This is a genomic window from Gallaecimonas kandeliae, assembly GCF_030450055.1.
GTDB classification, from domain to species: domain Bacteria; phylum Pseudomonadota; class Gammaproteobacteria; order Enterobacterales; family Gallaecimonadaceae; genus Gallaecimonas; species Gallaecimonas kandeliae.
In genome coordinates this window covers 755,724-776,266 of sequence record NZ_CP118480.1, presented here as the reverse complement: position 1 = coordinate 776,266, position 20,543 = coordinate 755,724, and the positions used below count along the sequence as shown (strand labels likewise).

Sequence of the window (20,543 nt, the reverse complement as noted above, 5' to 3'; positions counted from 1 at the left end):
GAGGCGCCCCTATCATGGGGCGCTTTTTTATTCTCAGGAAAAGGACTTCAGCATGAAGAAAATCCTCGTCGGCACCGCCGTGGTCGCCGTCCTCGCCGCCGGTGGCCTTTATGGCGCCAACCACTACGCCACCGCCAAGCTCGAGGCGCAGCTGGACAAGAGCCGCCCCGACCTCCAGGCCCAGGGCATGGACTTCCAGTACCAGGGCGCCTCCGTCAACCTGCTGACCCACAGCTGGCAGCTCAAGGGGCTGACCGTCACCAGCCATGAACAGGGTGAACTGGTCCATATCCAGAGCGTCAGCAGCGACAACTTCGACTTCGACAAGCTGCCCGCCGACAGCACCATGGAATTGAAAGGCCTGACCCTGGGCCAGGCCATGCTGGACGCGGCCCCTGCCGAGCTCCAAGACAAGCTGGCCAGGCTCAAGGTCGACGCCCACTCCGAAAGCCATTTCGACAAGGCCAAAGGCACCCTGGTCGCCGACAGCCTGATCCAGGCCCCGGAGTTCGGCGAGTTCCAGATGAGTTTCGACACCGCCGGCGCCACCCCCTTCCTGGAGTGGGTCCAGCAGTACAGCAAGGAAAACCGCGAACATCCCAAAACCATGGACGCCGCCACCGAGCAGGCCTTGATGCAGGAAGTGATGCCCAAGTTCCAGCAGCTGCAGATCCAGGGCCTGACCCTGCGCTTCAAGGACCAGGGCCTGCTGGACAGCCTCTACGGCCTCAAGGCCAAGCTCACCGGCATGGACAAGGCCAAGCAACAGGCCCAGCTGCTGCAGGCGGTGAACGGCAACCCGCTGCTGAGCGACGCCCACCGCCAGGCCCTGGCGGACTTCATCCATGGCGGCCACCAGCTGCTGGTCAAGGCGGCCCCTACCGAGAAGCTGTCCTTTGGCGACATGATGACCCCGGCCTTCCAAAACCGGGTCCGGGATCCCAAGGCCCTGCTGGCCTACCTGGGCGTGACCTTGAACGGCCAGGGCTTCAACTGAGCAGAAGGCGCCGCGAGGCGCCTTTTTTCTTGGCCTCCATCTATAGTGAAGGGCGGACTCCCCAAGGAGGCATGCCATGCAAGCCCTCAAGCCCTTCCTGCTGTGCCTGTTGCTGGCCGCCTGCACCAGCACCGGCAACACCCCGGCCGAGAAACGCCACTCGGTGCTGGCCATGCGCGACCAGACCCTGACCCGGCTCTACCAGGCCCATCCGGCCGCCCGCGCCAAGGTGGCCGCCGCCTACGGCTACGGCGTCTTCGACCTGGCCAACCAGAACCTGATCCTGCTCTCCACCTCCGGCGGTTACGGGGTCCTCACCGACAGGGCCGGCCACCACACCTACATGCGCATGGCGGCAGGCGGTATCGGCCTGGGTCTCGGCATCAAGGACTACCGGCAAGTGCTGATCTTCAAGAAACAGAAGGACTTCGAGTGGTTCCGCGACCACGGCTGGGACGCCAGCGCCCAGGCCGAGGCCACCGCCAAGGCCAACAACAGCGGCGGCGAGGCGGCCGCCAACCAGTCGGTGGATCTCGACGTCACCAGCTACCAGCTCACCGATTCCGGCGTCGCCCTCCAAGCCACCATAGGGGCCGCCAAGTACTGGCGCTGGGACGAACTCAACCAATAAGCGGTGGCCCCGTCCGGGCGGCGCCCTGGCGCGCCGTCTTTCAAAGGCCAGGGCATTTCCCTTATCCTTATGAACCCTAAGGCTAAAGGGTGCGGACCTTTGGCCGATAACAAAGCACCAATGGACAGGGACCTTGCCCCATGCGTAGAAATTTGCCTGTTGTCGACAGTGAAGTCCTTTTCTCCGATCACGAAGAACTGGTATCGACGACAGACCTCCGCGGCATCATCACCTATGCCAACGACGTCTTCATCAAGGTTGCCGGCTTCAGCGAAGAAGAATTGCTGGGCCAGCCCCACAACCTGGTGCGCCATCCCGACATGCCGGAAGCGGCCTTCCAGGATCTTTGGACCAAACTCAAGGCGGGTCGCCCCTGGCGCGGCCTGGTCAAGAACCGCTGCAAGGATGGCCGTTTCTACTGGGTGGACGCCTATGTCACCCCCATCATGGAAGGCAAGCATTGCGTCGGCTACCAGTCGGTGCGCCGCAAGCCCAGCCGCCACTTGGTGGAGAAGGCCGAGAAGGCCTATGCCCGCATCAACAAGGGTGAAACCGTCAAGCGCCTGGTGGATCTGCGCGGCTACCTCTACGGCGGCCTGCCGGTAGCGGCCCTGAGCCTCATTGCCCTGCTGGCCTTCGGTTGGACGGCCGCCATCGCTACAGGCCTGGGCGGCCTGGTCGCCTCCCTCGGCATCTTCGCCTGGCTGCGCCCCCTGTGGAAACTGGACGAACAGGCCAGCGCCTACCATGACCTCAAGCTGTCCCAGGCCATCTACGTCGGCAACGGCTTCGGCAGCGGCATGCGCTTCGACGCCATGATGAACTGGTCCCGCAACGGCGCCGTGCTGGGCCGCACCAAGGACGCCACCCATGCCCTGACCCAGGTCTCAGACGACCTGGTGCGCCACGTCACTCATACCCGCGGCGAGGTGCAGGCCCAGGAGGATGAGGCCAACAAGATGGCGGTGGCCATCAACCAGCTCACCACCACCATCCAGGAGATAGCCCGCTCCAGCCAGAACACCTCTGACGAGGTGCGCGACACCCACCAGCAGTGCCACACGGCCCGCAGCGCCCTCAAGGACTCCTCCGGCCGCATCAACAAGCTGCAGAGCGACGTGGAAGAATCCGCCCGCGCCGCCCTGGCGTTGCAGAAGGAGACCGAGAAGGTCACCGCCATCATGGGCGAGATCGAAGGCATCGCCGACCAGACCAACCTGCTGGCCCTCAACGCCGCCATAGAGGCGGCCAGGGCCGGCGAGCACGGCCGCGGCTTCGCGGTGGTGGCCGACGAAGTGCGGGCCCTGTCCTCCCGCACCCAGCAGTCCGCCGGCGACATCCGCACCAGCCTCACCGGCATGCGCCGCATGCTCGACTCCTGGCGTGACCTGATGGACCGCAACCGCGAGCACGCCCAGAGCTGCGTGGATGGCACCCAGGAGGTGACCCTGACCCTGGACGACATCTTCAAGCGGGTGGCCGACATCAACGACCTGGCCGCCCAGATCGCCACCGCCGCCGAGGAACAGGGCGCCGTGGCCACAGAGGTCAACGACAACATACTGCGCCTCAAGGAACTGGCGGAAAGCACCTCCAGCGCCATGGACGAGTTGGAGCAGAGCGGCCTGCAACTCAGCCAGAACACGGCCCGCATCGAAGGCCTGGCCAAGACCTTCGGCTGACGGAAAAGGCGGGCCTGGCCCGCCTTTTCTTTTGCCCCTGCCAAGTTAAGATGGGGCCCCTTACCTTCACGGAGCCGTTGCGTGAACCAAGCCAACAGGGTCGCCGTCTTCGACCTGGACCACACCCTTATCGACACCGACAGCGCCAATGGTTTCGGCCTCTGGGCCCACCGCCAGGGCCTCTGGCAGGTGGCTGACCTGGAGGGTCAGCTCGCCCATTGGCACCGCCTCTACGTGGCCGGCGCCCTGCCGGTGGCCCAGTATCTCGAGTTCATCATCAGCCCCCTGGCCGGCAAGTCGGTGGCCGAGGTGGCGGCCTGGGTCGAGGCCTTCGCCAGGGAAGAGGTGCTGCCCAAGGTCAGGCCCCAGGCCATGGCGGCCCTGGAGGCGCACCGGGCGGCCGGGGAGCGGGTGCTGGTGGCCTCGGCCACCATAGCCCCCATAGTGGCCGGCATCTGCGCCCTGCTGGGAGTGGAAGAGCTGATCGCCACAGAGCTGGCGGTGATGGACGGCCGCTACACGGGCCAGGGCATGGGCGTACCCAGCATAGGGCCGGGCAAGGCCTGGCGCCTCGGCCAGCTGCTCGGTGGCAAGCCGGCCTTCCTCACCGCCTATTCCGACTCCATCAACGATCTGGCCCTGCTCAGCCTGGCCGACAGCCCCCAGGTGGTGACCCCGGACGCCCGCCTGGCCGCCGTGGCCGAGGTCAACGGCTGGCCCGTCCATCATTGGTAGGCAAAGCCCAGGCATGAAAAAACCGGCCCTTGGGCCGGTTTTTTATCAGTCGCGCCCGGACAGGGGCGGCTGGAAGGCGGGAGCCATGTCCCAGGGCTGCTCTATCCAGGTGTCCTGGGCGATGTCGATGACGTACTCGTCCACCAGGGGTTTGCCCTGGGGTTTGGCGAAGACGGTCACCAGCTTGGCCTTGGGGAACAGCTCACGCAGCGCCCTGGCGGTGTCGCCGCTGTCCACCAGATCGTCCACCACCAGGTAACCTTCACCGTCGCCGACGCCCTTGTCGGCGTCCTTGAGCACCCGCAGGGACCGCTGCTGGTCGTGGTCGTAGGACGAGATGCAGATGGTGTCGATATGGTGGATGCCGAGCTCACGGGCCAGCACCAGGGCCGGGGCCATGCCGCCCCGGGTCACGGCGATGATGCCCTTCCACTGTTCGGCCGGCAGTTGCCGGGCCGCCAGTTCACGGGCGGCGGAGTGGAAGGCTTCCCAGGTCACCAGGTATTTCTTAGTCATAGCATCATCCCGCAAAAGCAAATTTCACAACGAAGAGCGTCGCCAGCACCCAGACGGCGGGGCTCACTTCCCGGAAACGGCCGGCCAGGGCCTTGACCAGGGCGTAACTGATAAAGCCAAAAGCAATACCAGAAGCGATGGAAAAAGTCAGGGGCATCATCACCAGCACCACGACGGCAGGCACAGTTTCGGTGATGTCTTTCCAGTCCAGGTGCTTGAGGCTGCCCATCATCAGCACAGCTACGTAGACCAGGGCGCCGGCGGTGGCGAAGGCCGGCACCATGCCGGCCAGGGGCGCGAAGAAGAGCGCCGCCAGGAAGAGGATGCCCACCACCACAGCGGTCAGGCCGCTGCGGCCACCGGCGGCGACACCGGCGGTGCTTTCCACGTAGGAGGTGGTGGTGCTGGTGCCGAGGGTAGCGCCGACGATGGTGGCGGTGCTGTCGGCCAGCAGGGCACGGCTCAGGCGCGGCAGGTTGCCCTTCCTATCCAGCAGATCCGCTTCCTGGGCCACCGCCAGCAGGGTGCCGGAGGTGTCGAAGAGATCCACGAACAGGAAGGCGAAGATGACGGACAGCATGCCGATGCTCAGCGCCCCTTCGAGGTCCATCTGGGCCAGGGTCGGCAACAGCGAAGGCGGCGCAGAGACGATACCGTGATACTGACTTTGGCCTGTCACCAGGCCCAGGGCGGTGATCAGCAAGATGGCGATCAGCACCCCGCCCTTCACCTTGCGGGCCTCCAGGGCGACGATCAGGAAGAAGCCGAGGATGGCCAGCAGCACCGGCAGGCTGGTCACCTTACCCAGGGTCACCAGGGTGGCGGTGCTGCCCACCACCAGGCCGGCGTTCTTGAGGCCGATCAGGGCCAGGAAGAGGCCGATACCGGCGGCGATGCCGATCTTGAGGGCACCGGGGATGGCGTTGATGATCCATTCCCGGATCTTGAACAGGGACAGGCAGACGAAGATGCAGCCGCTGAAGAAAACGGCGCCGAGGGCCGCCTGCCAGCTGTAGCCGTCGCCCAGCACCACCGTGTAGGTGAAGAAGGCGTTGAGGCCCATGCCGGGGGCCAGGGCTATGGGGTAGTTGGCCCAGAGGCCCATCACCAGGCAGCCGAAGGCGGCGGCCATGCAGGTAGCCACGAAGACGGCGCCGTGGTCCATGCCGGCCTGGGCCAGGACGGAAGGGTTGACGAAGATGATGTAGGCCATGGTCAGGAAGGTGGTGAGACCTGCCACCACTTCCTGGCGCACATTGGTGCCCAGCTCCTGGAGCTTGAACAGTTTTTCCAGCATGGGAAGCCACTCGACAAGGGGGAATGGCGCGCGATTATCCCGGCAGGGAAAACGTTTTGCAAGGCGGGATACCCGACTTTGGGGCCCTAATCCAGATATGAAAAAGGCCGCTTACGCGGCCTTTACCTTTTTAACCGAAAGTACCCTGGACGTAGTCCTTGGTACGCTGGTTCTGGGGCTGGTTGAAGACCTTGTAGGTCTCTTCGAACTCCACCAGTTCGCCCAGGTACATGAAGGCGGTGTAGTCGGAGATCCGCGACGCCTGCTGCATGTTGTGGGTGACGATGACGATGGTGTACTGCTTGCGCAGTTCCATGATCAGCTCTTCGATACCCTGGGTAGCGATGGGATCCAGGGCCGAGGTCGGCTCATCCATCAGGATCACTTCGGGCTTGAGGGCTATGGTACGGGCGATGCAAAGGCGCTGCTGCTGGCCACCGGACAGGCCGGAAGCGTCGCTGTGCAGCTTGTCCTTGACCTCGTTCCACAGCTGGGCCTGCTCCAGGGCTTCCTGTACCCGCTTGTCCATCTCCTTCTTGTTCAGCTTCTCGTAGAGCTTGATGCCGAAGGCGATGTTGTCATAGATGGTCATGGGGAAAGGGGTCGGCTTCTGGAACACCATGCCCACCTTGGCCCGCAGGTCATTGAGGTCCATCTTGTTGGTCAGCACGCACTCGCCGTCCAGCAGGATCTCGCCCTCGGCGCGCTGGCCGGGGTAGAGCTCATAGATGCGGTTCAGGCAGCGCAGCAGGGTGGACTTGCCACAGCCGGAAGGCCCTATCATCGCCGTTACCCTGTTCTGGTAGATGGGCATGTTGATGTTGGTCAGGGCCTGCTTGTCCTTGCCGTAGAAGAAGTTCAGCCCTTTGACATCCATGCGGTGGACCAGGGGAGTGGGATCTGTCTTGTAGGCTTTCATATGGGCGACCTGGTTCATGCGGACCTCCGCTTTTTCAGACGGGGCAGAACCCGTGACAAAACATTAAGAATCAAAATAGACATGGTGATCAGCAGAGCGCCGGACCAGGCCAACTGGTTCCAGGACTCATAGGGGCTCATGGCGAACTGGTAAATGGTTACCGGCAGGTTGGCCATGGGCTCGTTGGGATTGGTGGTCATGAAGCTGGAGTTCAGCGCCGTGAACAGCAAAGGCGCCGTCTCGCCGCTGATACGGGCCACCGACAGCAGTATACCAGTAATGATACCGGTACCCACAGCGCGGTAGCTCAGCTTGACGGTGACCTTCCAGCGCGGCGTGCCGAGGCCGGCACCGGCCTCACGCAGGCTGGTGGGCACCAGTTTGAGCATCTCTTCGGTGGTGCTGATGATCACCGGCAGGGCGATGATGGCCAGGGCGATGCTGCCGGCCCAGCCGGAGAAGTGACCCATGGTCACCACCACCATCTGGTAGACGAAGAGGCCGATCAGGATGGAAGGGGCGCTCATCAGCATGCCGTTGAGGAAGCGGATGGTATCGGCCGTCTTGGATTGCTGGCCGTATTCCGCCAGCCAGGTACCGGCCAGTACGCCGATGGGGGTGGCGATCAGGATACCCAGCAAGGTCATCATGACGCTGCCCACTATGGCATTGGCCAGGCCACCGCCTTGGGCATCAGGGCCTGGGGTGACTTCGGTGAACAGGGCCCAGTTGAGGCCGGCCAGGCCCTTCTGGAAGAGGGTGAAAAGGATCACTACCAGTATGCCCACCCCCAACAGGGTGGCGGCCAGGCAGAGCCCCTTGAAAATGCCGTTCTTCAGCTTGCGGGTCGCGATCATTTACGGTTCCTCCGCAACAGCACGCGGGCCGTACCCATCACCACGAAGGTGATCATGAACAGCACCAGGCCGAGGCCGATCAGGGAAGAGATATGCAGTTGGCCCGTGGCCTCGTTGAACTGCTCGGCAATGGTAGCCGAAATCGAGGTGGCCGGCATGAAAAGTGACGTCTCTATGGTCTGGGCACCGCCGATCACGAAGGTGATGGCCATGGTTTCACCCAGGGCCCGGCCCAGGGCCAGGATCAGGGCGCCGAAGATGGGGCCCTTGACGGCAGGCAACAGCACCTTGGCGATGACTTCGAACTGGGTGGCACCGATGCCGTAAGTGGCCTCGCGCAGCACGTTGGGCACAGTGCTCAGGGCTTCCTTGATGAGGGAAGTGAGGATCGGCAGGATCATGAATGCCAGTATGATGCCGGAGGTCAGCAGGCCCACGCCCATGGGCGGCCCCTGGAACAGGGTGCCCACCACCGGCAGGTCCGCCAGGTGGTCGCTGGCCCAGACCTGGAAGCTCTCGCCGAACCAGGGGGCGAACACGAACAGGCCCCACATGCCGTAGATGATGCTGGGCACGGCGGCCAGCAGCTCTATGGCGATGGACAGAGGCCGGGACAGCCACTGGGGGCAGAGTTCGGACAGGAAGATGGACACCGCCAGGCCGACCGGCAGGGCCAGCAAGACAGCGATGAAGGAGGACACCAGGGTGCCGTAAAGGGCATTGGCGGCGCCGAACTGTTCGGTGACGGGGTTCCAATCGTCGCTGAAGAAGAATCCTGGGCCGAACTTATGCAGGGCCGGCCAGGCACCTACCACCAGTGACGCCATCAAGGCGAACATCAACACGGAGATGAGGCCTGCGCTGGCAAAGCTGGCGCGGCGGAAGAAGTTGTCCCCGTCCCTTGGTAGGGCCCTGAGCATTAGTGCTTTCATAGTCAAAACTGCAAGTTCCACAAACGACTAAGCCCCTGCGCACTGCAGGGGCTGGATTTTTCGGCTTGGCGCTTATTGATAAACGGCCTGGCCTTTGTCGGACTTGATGTCACCGCGCCACATGTCTTCAACCATTTTGACGACGTTGTCGGGCATGGGTACATATTCCAGCTCGGAAGCCAGGTTGTCACCCTTCTCGTAGCCCCACTTGAAGAACTTCAGAACTTCTTTAGCGGTGGCGGGGTTAGCCTGCTCTTTGTGCATCAGGATGAAGGTAGCGGCAGTCATGGGCCAGGAAGCGGCACCAGGCTGGTCGTTCAGAATCAGCTTGAAGCCAGGAGCGTGGGCCCAGTCGGCGTTGGCAGCGGCAGCCATGAAGGCTTCCATGGTCGGCATGACGAAGGCGCCGGCCTTGTTCTGCATCTGGGTGTAGGTCAGGTTGTTGGTCTTGGCGTAAGCGAACTCAACGTAACCGATGGCACCCTTGGTGCGCTTGACGAAGTTGGCTACACCGGCGTTGCCTTTGCCGCCCAGCTGGTGAGCTTCTTTCGGCCAGGCCACTTCTTTACCGGTACCTACGGTCTTACTCCAGTCGGCGCTGACGCGGGTCAGGTAGTCGGAGAAGTTGTAGGTGGTGCCGGAACCGTCAGAGCGGTGAACGGCGTAGATGGGGGTGTGGGGCAGCTTCAGGCCAGCGTTCAGCTTGGCGATTTCAGCGGCGTCCCAGAACTTCACTTTGCCCATGTAGATGTCAGCCAGCACGGAACCGGACAGCTTCATCTCACCGGCTTTGATGCCTTGCAGGTTGACGACGGGTACGATGGAACCCATGACGGCCGGGAACTGTACCAGGCCTTCCTTGTCCAGTTGGGCCTTGTCCAGGGGGGCGTCGGAGGCGCCGAAATCAACGGTGTTGGCAACGATCTGCTTGATACCACCGCCGGAACCGATAGCTTGGTAGTTCAGTTTGACGCCGGTTTCCTTGTTGTATTGCTCAGCCCATTTGGCGTAAACGGGGTAAGGGAAAGTAGCACCGGCACCGTTGATTACAGTGTCTGCCATAGCAGCGCCAGAACCGACAACCGCACAGCTCAGCACAACACCTTTAAGCAATTGCTTCATACTGAATTCCTAAGTTTTTGTCAGGAGGGCGAGGCGGCGCCAAGCCCTTGTTCATCAGGTCGAGGCATTTTTTAGCACCGCAAGATGACGCCAATGTTACAGGGCAAAATCCACCGCGAAAAAATCCCGCCGCCTAGCGCAGCCCCCTGCCACAGTCCCCTTTCAAGCCCCTGTTTGTATAGGCTTTATTAGCATTTCCTGCCAGTCGGAATGCGGGCAAAAAAAATTTGCCCTGCAAGGCGCTTTTTTTCGCTTGCTGCGTCCTACCTATACTTTTGTGACAGCATCTCAAGGAGAACACCGATGAACAGCGTCCCCTACCCCCGCCTGGCCGCCGTCGCCCTGCTGGGCCTGGCGCTGGCCAGCCAAGGGGCCCTGGCCGGCCCTGGCCCGGCCAACGAAAGGTCAAAAGAGGTCCACAAGGAACACAAGGAGAAGAAGGAACACAAGGACAACAGGGCCTATCCCAGGCCCATCTACCGCCACGACGACAGGGACGGCCACCAGGACCGCGACCGCCACGACTGGCCGGCCCACCCCGACCGCTACCGCCGTTACCATCACATCACCATAGTGCGCCCCTACGGGCCCTGGTACCTGGGCTACGGCCACTACCACAGCGACGGCGACGCCTGGAAATGGCTGGCCTTCACCGCCATCACCTTGGCGATACTGGACAGCCTCAACGAGGCCCAGGTCCGCGCCCACGAAGAAGCGCAGATCCGCGCCACCACGGCCCCCATCAACGAGTCCATCCAGTGGAGCCAGGGCAACGCCTCGGGATCTGTGACCCCCATTCGCGAGGGCACCAGCACCAGTGGCCGCTACTGCCGTGAATTCCAGCAGCAGGTGCAGGTGGGGGGGCGTAGCCAACAGGCCTACGGCACCGCCTGCCGCAATGCCGACGGCTCCTGGGAGATCGTCTCCACCGGCAATTGACTGCCCAAAAGAAAAAGCCCGCCAAAAAGGCGGGCTTCTTTTTTATCACTTGGCTCAGAGCAGGTAGCTGGCGGCCAGGGTGATCACAGGGGCCGCCGAAGGGCTGCCGTGTTGCCAGTCGCCCCCTTCCACGCCGGAGCCTGCGATATCCAGATGGCTGTAGGGGATGGGCTTGGCGCTGTCCAGGCCGTGCTTGTCGAGGCCCGCCGCCACGTCCAGGAAGGCCATGGGGAACTGGTGACCACGGGGAGTCACGGAGGAAGGCGCGTTGTTGCAGCTCAGCACGTCGTCAGCCTTGGTGCGCGGGGCTATGAAGTCGTAGTCCTCGCGGCGTACCCGGGAGATCTCGAAGGGATCGCCGTAGCGGTCGCCAAGCATGCTGAAGGTGGCGCCGGTACGCAGCTCGCGGGCCGGGCCGTTTTCCACGACGGCGGTGTAGGGGCCGACGGCGCGGGCGGCGTGGCCGGTGAGGGTGGCGATGGAGAAGATCTCCGGCTCCACGGCGTCCACGGCGTCCTCACGCAGGTGGGAGAGCAGGTCGGCCAGCACCAGGCGGCCTTCGGCGTCGGTGTTGCCGATGCGGACCCGCACCCCGGCGTGGCTGGGGATGATCTCGTCCGGCACGAAGCTGTCGGAGCCGATGGAGTTGCGCACTGCGCCTATCTCGGCGATGGCCTTGATGCCCTTGGGCTTGAGCAGCGCCAGTGTCTTCATGAAGCCGGCCACGGCGGCGGCGCCGCCCTTGTCACGGCTCATGCCGGCCATGTGGCCGCCCACCTTGAGGTCGGCACCGCCGGTGTCGTAGGTCAGGCCCTTGCCGGCGAACAGCAGGGTCTTCTCGATCTCCCCCTCCCCTTCGTATTCGAGGCGAATGACGCAGGGCACGTGACGCTCCACCACCAGGGAGGCGCGGGCCACGGCCATCAGCAGCGGGTAGTCGCGCTTGAGGCGGTCGGTGTCACGCAGCACCGAGACCTTGACGTCGGTGCCGGCGAACAGCTGCTCACAGTATTCGGCGAACTTGAGGGGTGCCATGCGCTCCGGCTCGGTGCCGCAGAGGTCGCGGCCGGCGCGGCGGCCCGCCTCTATGGCGGCGGCGGCGTCGATGTCCAAGCTCTCGGACAGCACGCCCACCAGGGCCACCGGCTCCACGGCTTCTTCGCCCAGGGCTTCGCGGGCTTCCAGAGGCTGCCAGAGGCCCTGGTAGAAGCCCAACAGGGCCACCAGTTCGGCCTGCTCGTAGCGCGCCTCGGCAGGGATGCCAGCTACCAGCAGCAGCGGCTTAGTGGCACCTGCGTCGCGGGCCAGGGCGGCGGCTTTCTTGCCGGCGTCGTAGAAACGGCGCACGTCGTCAAAGTCGCGCTTCAGAGAACCGGTGGCGGCGGCCACCAGGCGGCCACCGGGGGCGGCCTGGGTCGGGATCAGCAGGCAGCCGGAGGCCAGGCGCGCATCCAGGCGGCCGTAGTCAGCCAGGGCCTCGGCCAGGCTGCCCGGCAGCTCGGCGCCAGGGCCATGGATAAGGATAAGGGCGTCATACTGGCCGCTCTCGAGGGCGGCTTGGAAGTCGGTTTCACGTTGGGGTTTGGCAAAGGCCATGTCATTGTCCTGTTTAGGTAGGATGGGGTCATTCTAGGCCAGGGGCGCCTTGCCACCAAGTCGGCTGGCAGCCACCACTGGTCCGCTCAGCCTCAGTCGCCGTCCTCGAACGGCAGGGCCAGTTGGCAGGCCTGGCGCGGCGGCGCCAGCCCCACGAAGAGCCCAACCAGCCGCACGCCGCGGCCCTGGCCGCGCTGGTAAGCCCCTTCCAGCAGCACCTCGAAGAGGCCCTGCTCCAGGGCCGGGCTGATGTGCTCCATGGTGGTCTGGGTAAAGTCGGCGAACTTGAGTTTGACCCCCAGCTTGGCGATGGGCCTGTCCCCCAGGCGCCGCTCCAGCTCGGGCCTCAGCTCGGCGGCAAGGGCCCTCACCTCGGCCAGGCTCAAGAGATCCTTGGGCACTGTGGTCTCCACCCCCACCGACTTGCGCTCCCGGCTCAGCACCAGGGGCCGCTCGTCCCGGCCGAAGGCCCGCTCATAGAGGGCGGCGCCGAACTTGCCGGTCTGCTTGAGGAACCAGTCACGGTCACAGGCCTGGATGTCGGCGCAGCTCTTGAGGCCGAGGCTGGCCAGCTGCGCCTCTGTGGCGGGGCCGACGCCTGGGATCTTGCGAAGGGGCAATTCCCGCACGAAGTCCGCCACCTGTTCGGGACGGATCACGAAGAGGCCGTCCGGCTTGTTCTCTTCGGACGCTATCTTGGCCAGGAACTTGTTGGGAGCCACCCCGGCCGAGGCGGTCAGATCCAGCTCGCGGCGGATGTCGGCGCGGATGGCCTCGGCGATCAGCGAGGCCGAGCCGCGGCAATGGGGGCTGTCGGTGACGTCCAGGTAGGCTTCGTCCAGGGACAAAGGCTCGATAAGGTCGGTATAGCGGGCAAAGATGGCGCGGATCTGCTGGCTGACCGTCTTGTAGAGGGCCATGCGCCCCGGCAACAGCACCAGCTGCGGGCAGAGCTGCTGCGCCTTGTGGGTACTCATGGCCGAGCGCACCCCGTACTTGCGGGCCTCGTAGTTACAGGTGGCGATGACACCACGGCGCTCCGCCGCCCCCCCTATGGCCAGGGGCACAGTCTTGAGGGCCGGGTTGTCCCGCATCTCCACGGCAGCGAAGAAGCAGTCCATGTCCACATGAATGATCTTGCGCACCACAAACCTGTATGGATAACCAGTACAAGAGCCATTCTAGCGCCGCTGATGTGATCCGGGGAAGACTTGTATGGAAAGGTTCTGGAAATCGATTGCCTTTTCAGGCGCCATCAATAGACTTAGCGCCGTTTTCACTGAGGAGAGATCCATGCGCAAACTGCTTCTGGCCGGCCTGGTGGCCGCCCCGGCAATGGCCGGCCCCCTGCAATGGCAGGACAACAGCCTGAGCTACCTCTACGGGCAAAACTATAAGGTCACCCCCGGCACCCAGCAGACCCTGACCGTCGAGCACGCCTCCGGCTGGAACTTCGGCGATCTCTTCTTCTTTACCGACTTCACCCATTTCAACGGCACCAGCGGCGACAGCAACACCTATTACGGTGAATTCAGCCCCCGCTTCAGCGCCGGCAAGCTGCTGGGCAAGGACCTCGCCTTCGGCCCCGTCACCGACGTACTGCTGGCCACCACCTACGAGTTCGGCGAAGGCAACGTGGAAACCCTGCTGGCCGGCCCCGGCTTCGATCTCAAGCTGCCCGGTTTCGATTTCTTCCAACTGAACTTCTACCAGCGCATGCCCCGCAACGGCCGTGACGGCCACACCGTGCAGGTGACTCCGGTATGGAAGATGCGCTTCCCGGTGGGCGACAGCCAGGTCGTCTTCGACGGCTTCATGGACTGGGTCGTGAACAGCGACGGCGTCTACCACGCCAACCTGCACTTCAACCCCCAGCTCAAGTACGACCTGGGCCCGGCCCTTGGCCTGCACAAGGACAAGCTGTTCGTCGGTCTCGAGTACGATTACTGGAAGAACCGCTTCGGTATCAAGGACAGCCCGGCCTTCCGTACCAACCAGAACACCGCCAGCCTGCTGGTCAAATACCACTTCTGAAAAAGGGCCCACCAGGGCCCTTTTTTATCGGCACAGCCGCACCAGCCCCAGGCTCAGCCAGGGCAACAGCAGCCAGCTCAGCAGCAGCCACCAGCTCCCCTGGGGCGCCAACTCCAGCCAGAGCCCGGTCAGGGCCAAAAGCGCCATCACAAACAGCCAGGGTCTGTCCCCCTGCTCTCGCCGCCGGCATCCCTGGTGCAGCGGCAAAAGCCAGCAGCCCAGCAACAAAAAACGCAGTGCTATCCAAAACATAAGCCCTCCTTGGCCGGCCACAAGGCTACCCAAGTGCGGGGCTTTGCTCAATGCCTTGACCTTGAAGTAACTCCAGGGTTTAGCCTATAGACAGCAACCAAGGAGGAACCATGAGCCAAGCCGTACATCTTGCCTTGCTGGGGGTCAGTTGCGCCGGTTGTGTGCGCAGCATCGAAAAAGCCCTGGGCACTGTCGAAGGAGTCGAGAAGGCCAGCGTCAACCTGGCCGATCGCAGCGCCCATATCGAAGGCAGCGCCGAACCCCAGGCCATGATCGAGGCCATCCAGGCCGCCGGCTACGACGCCCGGCTGCTGAGCGGTGACGACGAGAGCGATCTCGACACCCAACAGGCCGCCGAAAACGCCCACCTCAAGAAACTCTGGTGGCAGAGCGCCGCCGGCCTGGCCCTGGGCGTACCGCTGATGGCCTGGGGCCTGCTCGGTGGCGAGATGATGGTCACTACTCCCGGCTCCCGCCTGGCCTGGGCGGCGGTGGCGCTGCTCTGCCTGGCTGTTATGGTGCTGGCCGGCGGCCACTTCTACCGTGGCGCCGCCAAGGCCCTCGGCCACCACCAGGCCAACATGGACAGCCTCATCGCCCTGGGCACCGGCGCCGCCTGGCTCTATTCGGTGGCGGTGCTGGCCTTCCCCGCCCTCTTCCCCGCCAATGCCCGCCATCTCTATTTCGAGGCCGGCGTCATGATCATCGGCCTCATCAACCTGGGCCAGGCCCTGGAAGTGCGGGCCAGGGGCAAGACCTCCCTGGCGCTGCGCCGGCTGCTGGACCTCAAGCCCAAGACGGCCAGGGTGCTGAGGAAGGGCAAGGAGTGGGACATACCGGCAGCGGCGGTGCTGCTGGACGATCAGATCCGGGTCCGTCCCGGCGAGACCTTGGCGGTGGACGGCAAGGTATTGGAAGGCACAGGCCTCGTCGACGAGAGCATGCTCACCGGCGAGCCTGTCCCCGTAGCCAAGGCCGAGGGTGACAAGCTGCACGCCGGTACCTTGCTGCAACAGGGCAGCCTCATCTTCGAAGCCACAGGCGTGGGCAAGGACACGGCCCTGGCCCGCATCATAGCCCAGGTGAAAAAGGCCCAGGGCTCCAAGCCCCCCATAGGCCGGCTGGCCGACAACATCGCCGCCGTCTTCGTGCCGGCCGTGATGGTAGTCGCCTTGGTGGCGGCCCTCGTCTGGTACAACCTGGGGCCGGCCCCGGCCGTCAGCCACATGCTGGTGGTGGCCACCTCGGTGCTGATCATCGCCTGCCCCTGCGCCCTGGGCCTGGCCACCCCCATCTCCATCATGGTGGGGGTGGGCAAGGCTGCCGAGGCAGGGGTGCTGATCCGTAGCGGTAGCGCCCTGCAAAAGCTCTGCGAAGTGGACACCCTGGTGCTGGACAAGACCGGCACCCTGACCCAGGGCAAGCCCAAGGTAGTGGACGCCAAGTTGCTGTTGGAAGGGGAGATCAAGGCCTGGGTCAAGGCCCTGGAACAGGGCTCTGAGCACCCCTTGGCGGCCGCTTTGCTGGACTGGGCAGGTAGCTCCGCCCCCGCCCCCATCACCGGCTTCGACACCCTCGCCGGCCACGGCGTCAAGGCGATGCTGGACGGCGAGCCCCTGCTGCTGGGCAACCAGCGGCTGATGGCGGAGCAAGGCATAGACCTGGCCGCCGTAGAGACCGACAGCGAAGCCCTGATGGCCAAGGGCGCCACCCCAGTTTACCTCGCCAAGGGCGGGCAGCTGGCCGCCCTCTTCGCCCTGGCCGACCCCCTCAAGCCCGACAGCGCCGCCGCCGTGGCCGCCCTCAAGAAGCAGGGGCTGCGCCTGGTGCTGCTGTCCGGCGATCGCCAGCAAACGGTCCAGGCCCTGGCCGACGAACTGGGCATAGCCGAGGTCATCGCCGAGGTGCTGCCGGAGCAGAAGGCCGAGGTGATCCGCCGCCTCCAGTCCCAGGGCCGCCAGGTGGCCATGGTGGGAGACGGCATCAACGACGCCCCGGCCCTGGCCGCCGCCGACGTCGGCCTCGCCATGGGTGGCGGCACCGACGTGGCCATGGAGGCGGCCGACCTGACCCTGATGCGCGGCTCCCTGGCCGTCGTCGAGGACGCCATGGCCCTGTCCAGGGCCACCATCGCCAACATCAAGCAGAACCTGGCCGGCGCCTTCCTCTACAACAGCCTCGGCATTCCGGTGGCGGCCGGGGTCCTCTACCCCTTCACCGGCTGGCTGCTGAGCCCCATCATCGCCGGCCTGGCCATGGCCCTGTCCTCGGTAACCGTGGTCAGCAACGCCAACCGGCTGCGCTTCTTCAAGCCAGGAGGCAAGGCATGAGCGTGGATTTCCTGGAGCTAGGCCGCCAGCTCAGGACCCCCAGCGGCGCCTTTGGGCTCAAGGTGGCCGAGGTCATGAACGAGAACAACGCCACCCACATCGGCTATTGCCTGGAGGCCCTGGCCCTGGCCGGCGGCGAATCCTTGCTGGAAGTGGGGCCGGGCAACGGCCGCCATGTGCCGGCCCTGCTGCAAGGCCGCCCCCAGGCCCGCTACCTGGGGCTGGACCTGTCCCCAGACATGGTGGCGGCGGCCCGCGCCCTCTTGGTGCCCGGCGCCGACTTTCGCCAGGGGAACCTACTGGACTTCGACGCCGAGACTCCCTTCGACAAGGCCCTGGCCGTCAACGTCGCCTACTTCTGGCAGCCCTTGGCACCGGCCCTGGCGCGGCTGCACCAAACTTTGAAAGTGGGCGGCACCCTGGTGCTGGGGGTGCGCTCCAAGCGGGTCATGGCCGGCCTGCCCCAGTTTGCCAAGGGCTTCAACTTCTTCGAAGGCCCCGAGCTGGCCAAGGCCCTGGAGGACGCCGGCTTCGGCTCGGTGCGCTGGCAGCGCCGGCCCGAGCCCAGCCTGATGGTGCTGGGCCAGTCGATGGAATTGGAAAGCCTTATCTTCACCGCCATTAAGGAGGACGCATGTTAGTCAATCTGCTGGGCCTGGTGCTGATCGCCCTGGTGATCTACTGGTTCTGGCCCCGCCACCCCAAGGCCACCAAGGCCACCAAGGCCAGCGGCGAGCAGACCATAGTGGTGGACGGCGGCGTCTACGAGCCCGAAAGGCCGGTGCGCCCCGCCGGCCAGCCGATCCGCCTGACCTTCCTGCGCCAGGATCCTTCCCCCTGCGCCCAATGGGTGCAGTTCGAGGGTCTCGACGTCGCCGCCGAGCTGCCGGTGGACAAGGCCTTCACCTTGGAACTGCCGCCCCTGGCGCCGGGAGAATACCCCTTCCACTGCCAGATGAAGATGTACCGCGGCACCCTGGTCGTAAATTAGCCAAAGGCGAAATAAAAAAGCAAAAAGTTCGGCCTGCTCTCCCGCAGGCCGACGAGCCCCCGCTAGATTGTTAATCGTATGTTTTACGCCAGTGAAAAATACCCATAACAAAACGAGCGATCATTCAGGGGGACACCATGTCATATCGGCTTTCCAGCCTGGCCTTGGCCAGCCTCGGCATACTGCTGAACCCACAGGCCCTGGCCGAGGGGAACAAGGACAAGAAAAACGCCGACCAGGACGTTGAACACATCGTCACCGTCGGCTCGCGCTTCTCCACCCGCACCGCCACCGAGACACCGGCCCCCGTGGATCTGCTTTCCGCGGATGACCTCAAGAAAACCGGCGCCACCGAACTGGGCAAGGCCTTGCAGGCCCTGGCCCCCAGCTTCAACTTCTCCTCCACCACCGTCTCCGACGGCTCCGACATCATCCGCCCGGCCACCTTGCGCGGCCTGGGGCCTGACCAGGTACTGGTGCTGGTCAACGGCAAGCGCCGCCACCAGCAGGCCCTGGTCAACGTCCAGGAGACCATCGGCAAGGGCAGCGCCGGTTATGACATCAACGCCATTCCCATGAGCGCCGTCTCCCGCATCGAGATACTGCGCGACGGCGCCGCCGCCCAGTACGGCTCAGACGCTATCGCCGGCGTCATCAACATAGTGCTCAAGGACGGCGTGGACCGCACCGAAGTGGGCCTGGAGACGGGCCAGACCTACAAGGGCGACGGCGAGACCCAGGTGGCCTCGGTCAACCACGGCATCGACATCGGCGGCAAGGGCTTTATCAACCTCACCGCCGAGTACCGCCACAGGGGCGACACCAACCGCGCCTCCCCCGCCACCTTGGAGTCCACCGGCGGCGAGCTGATCGGCAAGTGGTGGGACGAGAACAACCAGCCGGTGACAAGGCTTCGCATCGGCGACGCCGACAGCAAGAACAAGTACCTATGGGCCAACGCCGGCTACAACCTGGGCCAGGATCTCGACTTCTACGCCTTCGGCGGCTGGTCCAAGCGTGAAGGCCAGAGCTATGGCTTCTACCGCGGTGTGGGCCACCCCCGCGTCATCCCCGAGCTCTATCCCCAGGGCTTCCTGCCCCAGCTCAACACCGAGGTGACGGACGCCTCCCTGGCCGTCGGCATCAAGGGCGGTATCGGCACCGAGTGGACCTGGGACACCTCCCTGGTGCGCGGCCAGTCCCAGTTCCGCTTCAACTCCGCCAATTCCGCCAACGTCTCCTGGTACTACGAGCCCAAGCAAGGCGGCGGCATCTATGGTGAGACCCCCACCAGCGCCTTCGACGGCGAGCTCAAGTTCACCCAGACCACCTTCAACCTGGATCTGGCCGGCCCCGTCGACATCGGCGCCACCAACCCGCTGATGCTGGCCATGGGCCTGGAGGCCAGGCGCGACAACTACCAGATCAAGAAAGGGGATCTCTGGTCCTACGCTTACGGCCGTACCGACGATGGCAGCATCGATATCGTCAACACCGACGTCGGCGGCACAGCCGATCCCGGTATTCAGGGCTTCCCCGGCTTCAAGCCCAGCACCGAAGTGGACGCCAACCGCGACAGTTACGGCCTCTACCTGGACAGCCAGTACGACGTCAACGACGACTGGCTGGTGGCCGGCGCCCTGCGCTTCGAGCATTACGACATCGCCGGCGACAACCTCACCTACAAGCTGTCCAGCCGCTACGCCATCAACGACAAGCTGTCGCTGCGCGGCACCCTATCCAGCGGCTTCCGCGCCCCAGGCGTGCAGCAGATCTACTACAGCCAGGTGCTCACCAATCTGGTCAACGGCACCCTGGTGGAAACCGGCACCGTCGCCAACAATTCCCAGCTGGCCCGTGACTTCGGCATAGACCAGCTCAAGGAAGAGACCTCCAAGGATCTCAGCCTGGGCCTGGTGGCCAGCCCCCTGGACGGCCTCAACATCACCCTCGATGCTTACCGCATCAAGATCAACGACCGCATAGTGCTGTCCGAGGCCATCAGCGGCGGCAGCGCCGCCATCAACCAGCTGCTGGCCGACAACCGCCTGGGGGCCGCCCAGTTCTTCACCAACGCCATCGACACCACCACCAAGGGAGTGGATCTGGTCACCGACTACAGCAAGGACCTGGACGGGGGTGACCGCTGGAACCTCAACCTGGCCCTGAGCTGGGTGGACACCAGCGTCGGCGCCGTCCACTCCACCTCCTCGCTGATCCCAGCCGACCAGCTCTACTCCGACACCCAGAAACTGCGGATCGAGAAGGGCCAGCCCAGCAAGACGGCGACCATCACCAACAACTACAGCCACGACGACTGGGACTTCAACCTGGCTTTCCACTACTACGGCCCCGTGTCGGGCTCGGCCTTTACCGGCATCAAGAAGACCTGGGGCGGCAAGTGGCTCACCGATCTCTATATCCGCTACCACTTCACCAACGACCTGTCGCTGACCGTCGGCGCCAACAACCTCTTCGACCAGTACCCGGACAAATGGGGTGAGGAAGGGGGCGTCTTCGCCGAGGCCGGCTTCCAGTACGGCTGGGAAACCCTGCCCTTCGGCATCAACGGCGGTTACTACTACGGCCGCCTCAACTGGACCTTCTAAGGCAAAAGCCCGGCAAGCGCCGGGCTTTTTCTTGCAAGACGTTAAACCGGCCAGCGCTTTTGGCAACAAAGCGCAAATCTTGGCCTATGCTCTTGAATGCACAA

At 64.3% G+C, this 20,543-nt stretch carries 19 protein-coding genes; 10 read left to right on the top strand and 9 right to left on the bottom strand.

The window, feature by feature from the left end:
- Positions 1 to 52: 52 nt before the first annotated feature.
- The 4 genes from PVT67_RS03670 (at position 53) to PVT67_RS03655 (ending at position 4,045) form a co-directional block, all read left to right on the top strand.
- Complete coding sequence (locus tag PVT67_RS03670) at positions 53 to 997, top strand: hypothetical protein (RefSeq protein WP_301497938.1); 945 nt, start codon at positions 53 to 55, stop codon at positions 995 to 997.
- Positions 998 to 1,073: 76 nt separating this feature from the next.
- Positions 1,074 to 1,628: a lipid-binding SYLF domain-containing protein gene (locus PVT67_RS03665; protein ID WP_301497936.1), complete on the top strand. Its 555-nt coding sequence runs from the start codon at positions 1,074 to 1,076 to the stop codon at positions 1,626 to 1,628.
- 140 nt (positions 1,629 to 1,768) lie between these two features.
- Positions 1,769 to 3,310: a methyl-accepting chemotaxis protein gene (locus tag PVT67_RS03660; RefSeq protein ID WP_301497934.1), complete on the top strand. Its 1,542-nt coding sequence runs from the start codon at positions 1,769 to 1,771 to the stop codon at positions 3,308 to 3,310.
- Between the two features lie 81 nt (positions 3,311 to 3,391).
- Positions 3,392 to 4,045 carry an HAD family hydrolase gene (locus PVT67_RS03655; protein ID WP_301497932.1) on the top strand — a complete coding sequence of 218 codons (654 nt, stop codon included), beginning with the start codon at positions 3,392 to 3,394 and terminating at the stop codon, positions 4,043 to 4,045.
- Positions 4,046 to 4,090: 45 nt separating this feature from the next.
- On the opposite strand, the gene gpt is transcribed toward PVT67_RS03655, so the two are convergent.
- The 6 genes from gpt to pstS all read right to left on the bottom strand — a co-directional run bounded on the left by gpt (position 4,091) and on the right by pstS (position 9,688).
- Positions 4,091 to 4,561, bottom strand: a complete 471-nt coding sequence (gene gpt / locus PVT67_RS03650) for a xanthine phosphoribosyltransferase (protein WP_301497930.1) — start codon at positions 4,559 to 4,561, stop codon at positions 4,091 to 4,093.
- A gap of 4 nt (positions 4,562 to 4,565) precedes the next feature.
- The gene (locus tag PVT67_RS03645) at positions 4,566 to 5,858 is read right to left on the bottom strand and encodes an NCS2 family permease (protein WP_301497928.1); all 1,293 of its coding nucleotides are present in this window, start codon (positions 5,856 to 5,858) and stop codon (positions 4,566 to 4,568) included.
- A gap of 130 nt (positions 5,859 to 5,988) precedes the next feature.
- Positions 5,989 to 6,777, bottom strand: coding sequence for a phosphate ABC transporter ATP-binding protein PstB (gene pstB, locus PVT67_RS03640; RefSeq protein ID WP_336407833.1), 789 nt, complete (start codon positions 6,775 to 6,777; stop codon positions 5,989 to 5,991).
- 14 nt (positions 6,778 to 6,791) lie between these two features.
- The gene (gene pstA / locus PVT67_RS03635; protein ID WP_336407800.1) at positions 6,792 to 7,634 is read right to left on the bottom strand and encodes a phosphate ABC transporter permease PstA; all 843 of its coding nucleotides are present in this window, start codon (positions 7,632 to 7,634) and stop codon (positions 6,792 to 6,794) included.
- Positions 7,631 to 8,554: a phosphate ABC transporter permease subunit PstC gene (pstC, locus tag PVT67_RS03630; protein WP_301497923.1), complete on the bottom strand. Its 924-nt coding sequence runs from the start codon at positions 8,552 to 8,554 to the stop codon at positions 7,631 to 7,633. Before pstC ends, pstA begins: the two co-directional genes overlap by 4 nt.
- 84 nt (positions 8,555 to 8,638) lie before the next feature.
- Positions 8,639 to 9,688 (bottom strand): phosphate ABC transporter substrate-binding protein PstS, encoded by a 1,050-nt coding sequence (gene pstS / locus PVT67_RS03625; RefSeq protein WP_301497920.1) that lies wholly within the window; start codon positions 9,686 to 9,688, stop codon positions 8,639 to 8,641.
- Between the two features lie 303 nt (positions 9,689 to 9,991).
- On the opposite strand from pstS, the gene PVT67_RS03620 reads away from it, so the two are divergent.
- Complete coding sequence (locus PVT67_RS03620; RefSeq protein WP_301497918.1) at positions 9,992 to 10,627, top strand: RT0821/Lpp0805 family surface protein; 636 nt, start codon at positions 9,992 to 9,994, stop codon at positions 10,625 to 10,627.
- Positions 10,628 to 10,681: 54 nt separating this feature from the next.
- Here the strand turns inward: PVT67_RS03620 and PVT67_RS03615 are convergent, their stop codons facing one another.
- Together PVT67_RS03615 and dinB are read right to left on the bottom strand one after the other, a co-directional pair.
- Positions 10,682 to 12,223 carry a M17 family metallopeptidase gene (locus tag PVT67_RS03615; RefSeq protein ID WP_301497916.1) on the bottom strand — a complete coding sequence of 514 codons (1,542 nt, stop codon included), beginning with the start codon at positions 12,221 to 12,223 and terminating at the stop codon, positions 10,682 to 10,684.
- A gap of 92 nt (positions 12,224 to 12,315) precedes the next feature.
- Positions 12,316 to 13,368, bottom strand: coding sequence for a DNA polymerase IV (dinB, locus tag PVT67_RS03610; RefSeq protein ID WP_301499636.1), 1,053 nt, complete (start codon positions 13,366 to 13,368; stop codon positions 12,316 to 12,318).
- Between the two features lie 148 nt (positions 13,369 to 13,516).
- On the opposite strand from dinB, the gene PVT67_RS03605 reads away from it, so the two are divergent.
- Positions 13,517 to 14,257, top strand: coding sequence for an outer membrane protein OmpK (locus tag PVT67_RS03605; protein ID WP_301497914.1), 741 nt, complete (start codon positions 13,517 to 13,519; stop codon positions 14,255 to 14,257).
- A 24-nt stretch (positions 14,258 to 14,281) separates the two neighbouring features.
- Here the strand turns inward: PVT67_RS03605 and PVT67_RS03600 are convergent, their stop codons facing one another.
- On the bottom strand, positions 14,282 to 14,509 hold the full coding sequence (locus tag PVT67_RS03600) for a hypothetical protein (RefSeq protein WP_301497912.1): 228 nt from the start codon (positions 14,507 to 14,509) through the stop codon (positions 14,282 to 14,284).
- Between the two features lie 110 nt (positions 14,510 to 14,619).
- Between PVT67_RS03600 and PVT67_RS03595 the strand changes: the two genes are divergently transcribed.
- From PVT67_RS03595 to PVT67_RS03580, 4 genes are all read left to right on the top strand, one after another.
- Complete coding sequence (locus PVT67_RS03595; RefSeq protein WP_301497910.1) at positions 14,620 to 16,839, top strand: heavy metal translocating P-type ATPase; 2,220 nt, start codon at positions 14,620 to 14,622, stop codon at positions 16,837 to 16,839.
- Complete coding sequence (locus PVT67_RS03590) at positions 16,836 to 17,480, top strand: class I SAM-dependent methyltransferase (RefSeq protein ID WP_301497908.1); 645 nt, start codon at positions 16,836 to 16,838, stop codon at positions 17,478 to 17,480. The genes PVT67_RS03595 and PVT67_RS03590 overlap by 4 nt, the downstream gene beginning before the upstream one ends.
- A complete protein-coding gene (locus PVT67_RS03585) occupies positions 17,474 to 17,830 on the top strand; it encodes a cupredoxin domain-containing protein (protein WP_301497905.1) in 357 nt (118 codons plus the stop codon). Before PVT67_RS03590 ends, PVT67_RS03585 begins: the two co-directional genes overlap by 7 nt.
- A gap of 137 nt (positions 17,831 to 17,967) precedes the next feature.
- A complete protein-coding gene (locus PVT67_RS03580; RefSeq protein WP_301497903.1) occupies positions 17,968 to 20,439 on the top strand; it encodes a TonB-dependent receptor plug domain-containing protein in 2,472 nt (823 codons plus the stop codon).
- The last annotated feature ends 104 nt before the right edge of the window (positions 20,440 to 20,543 follow it).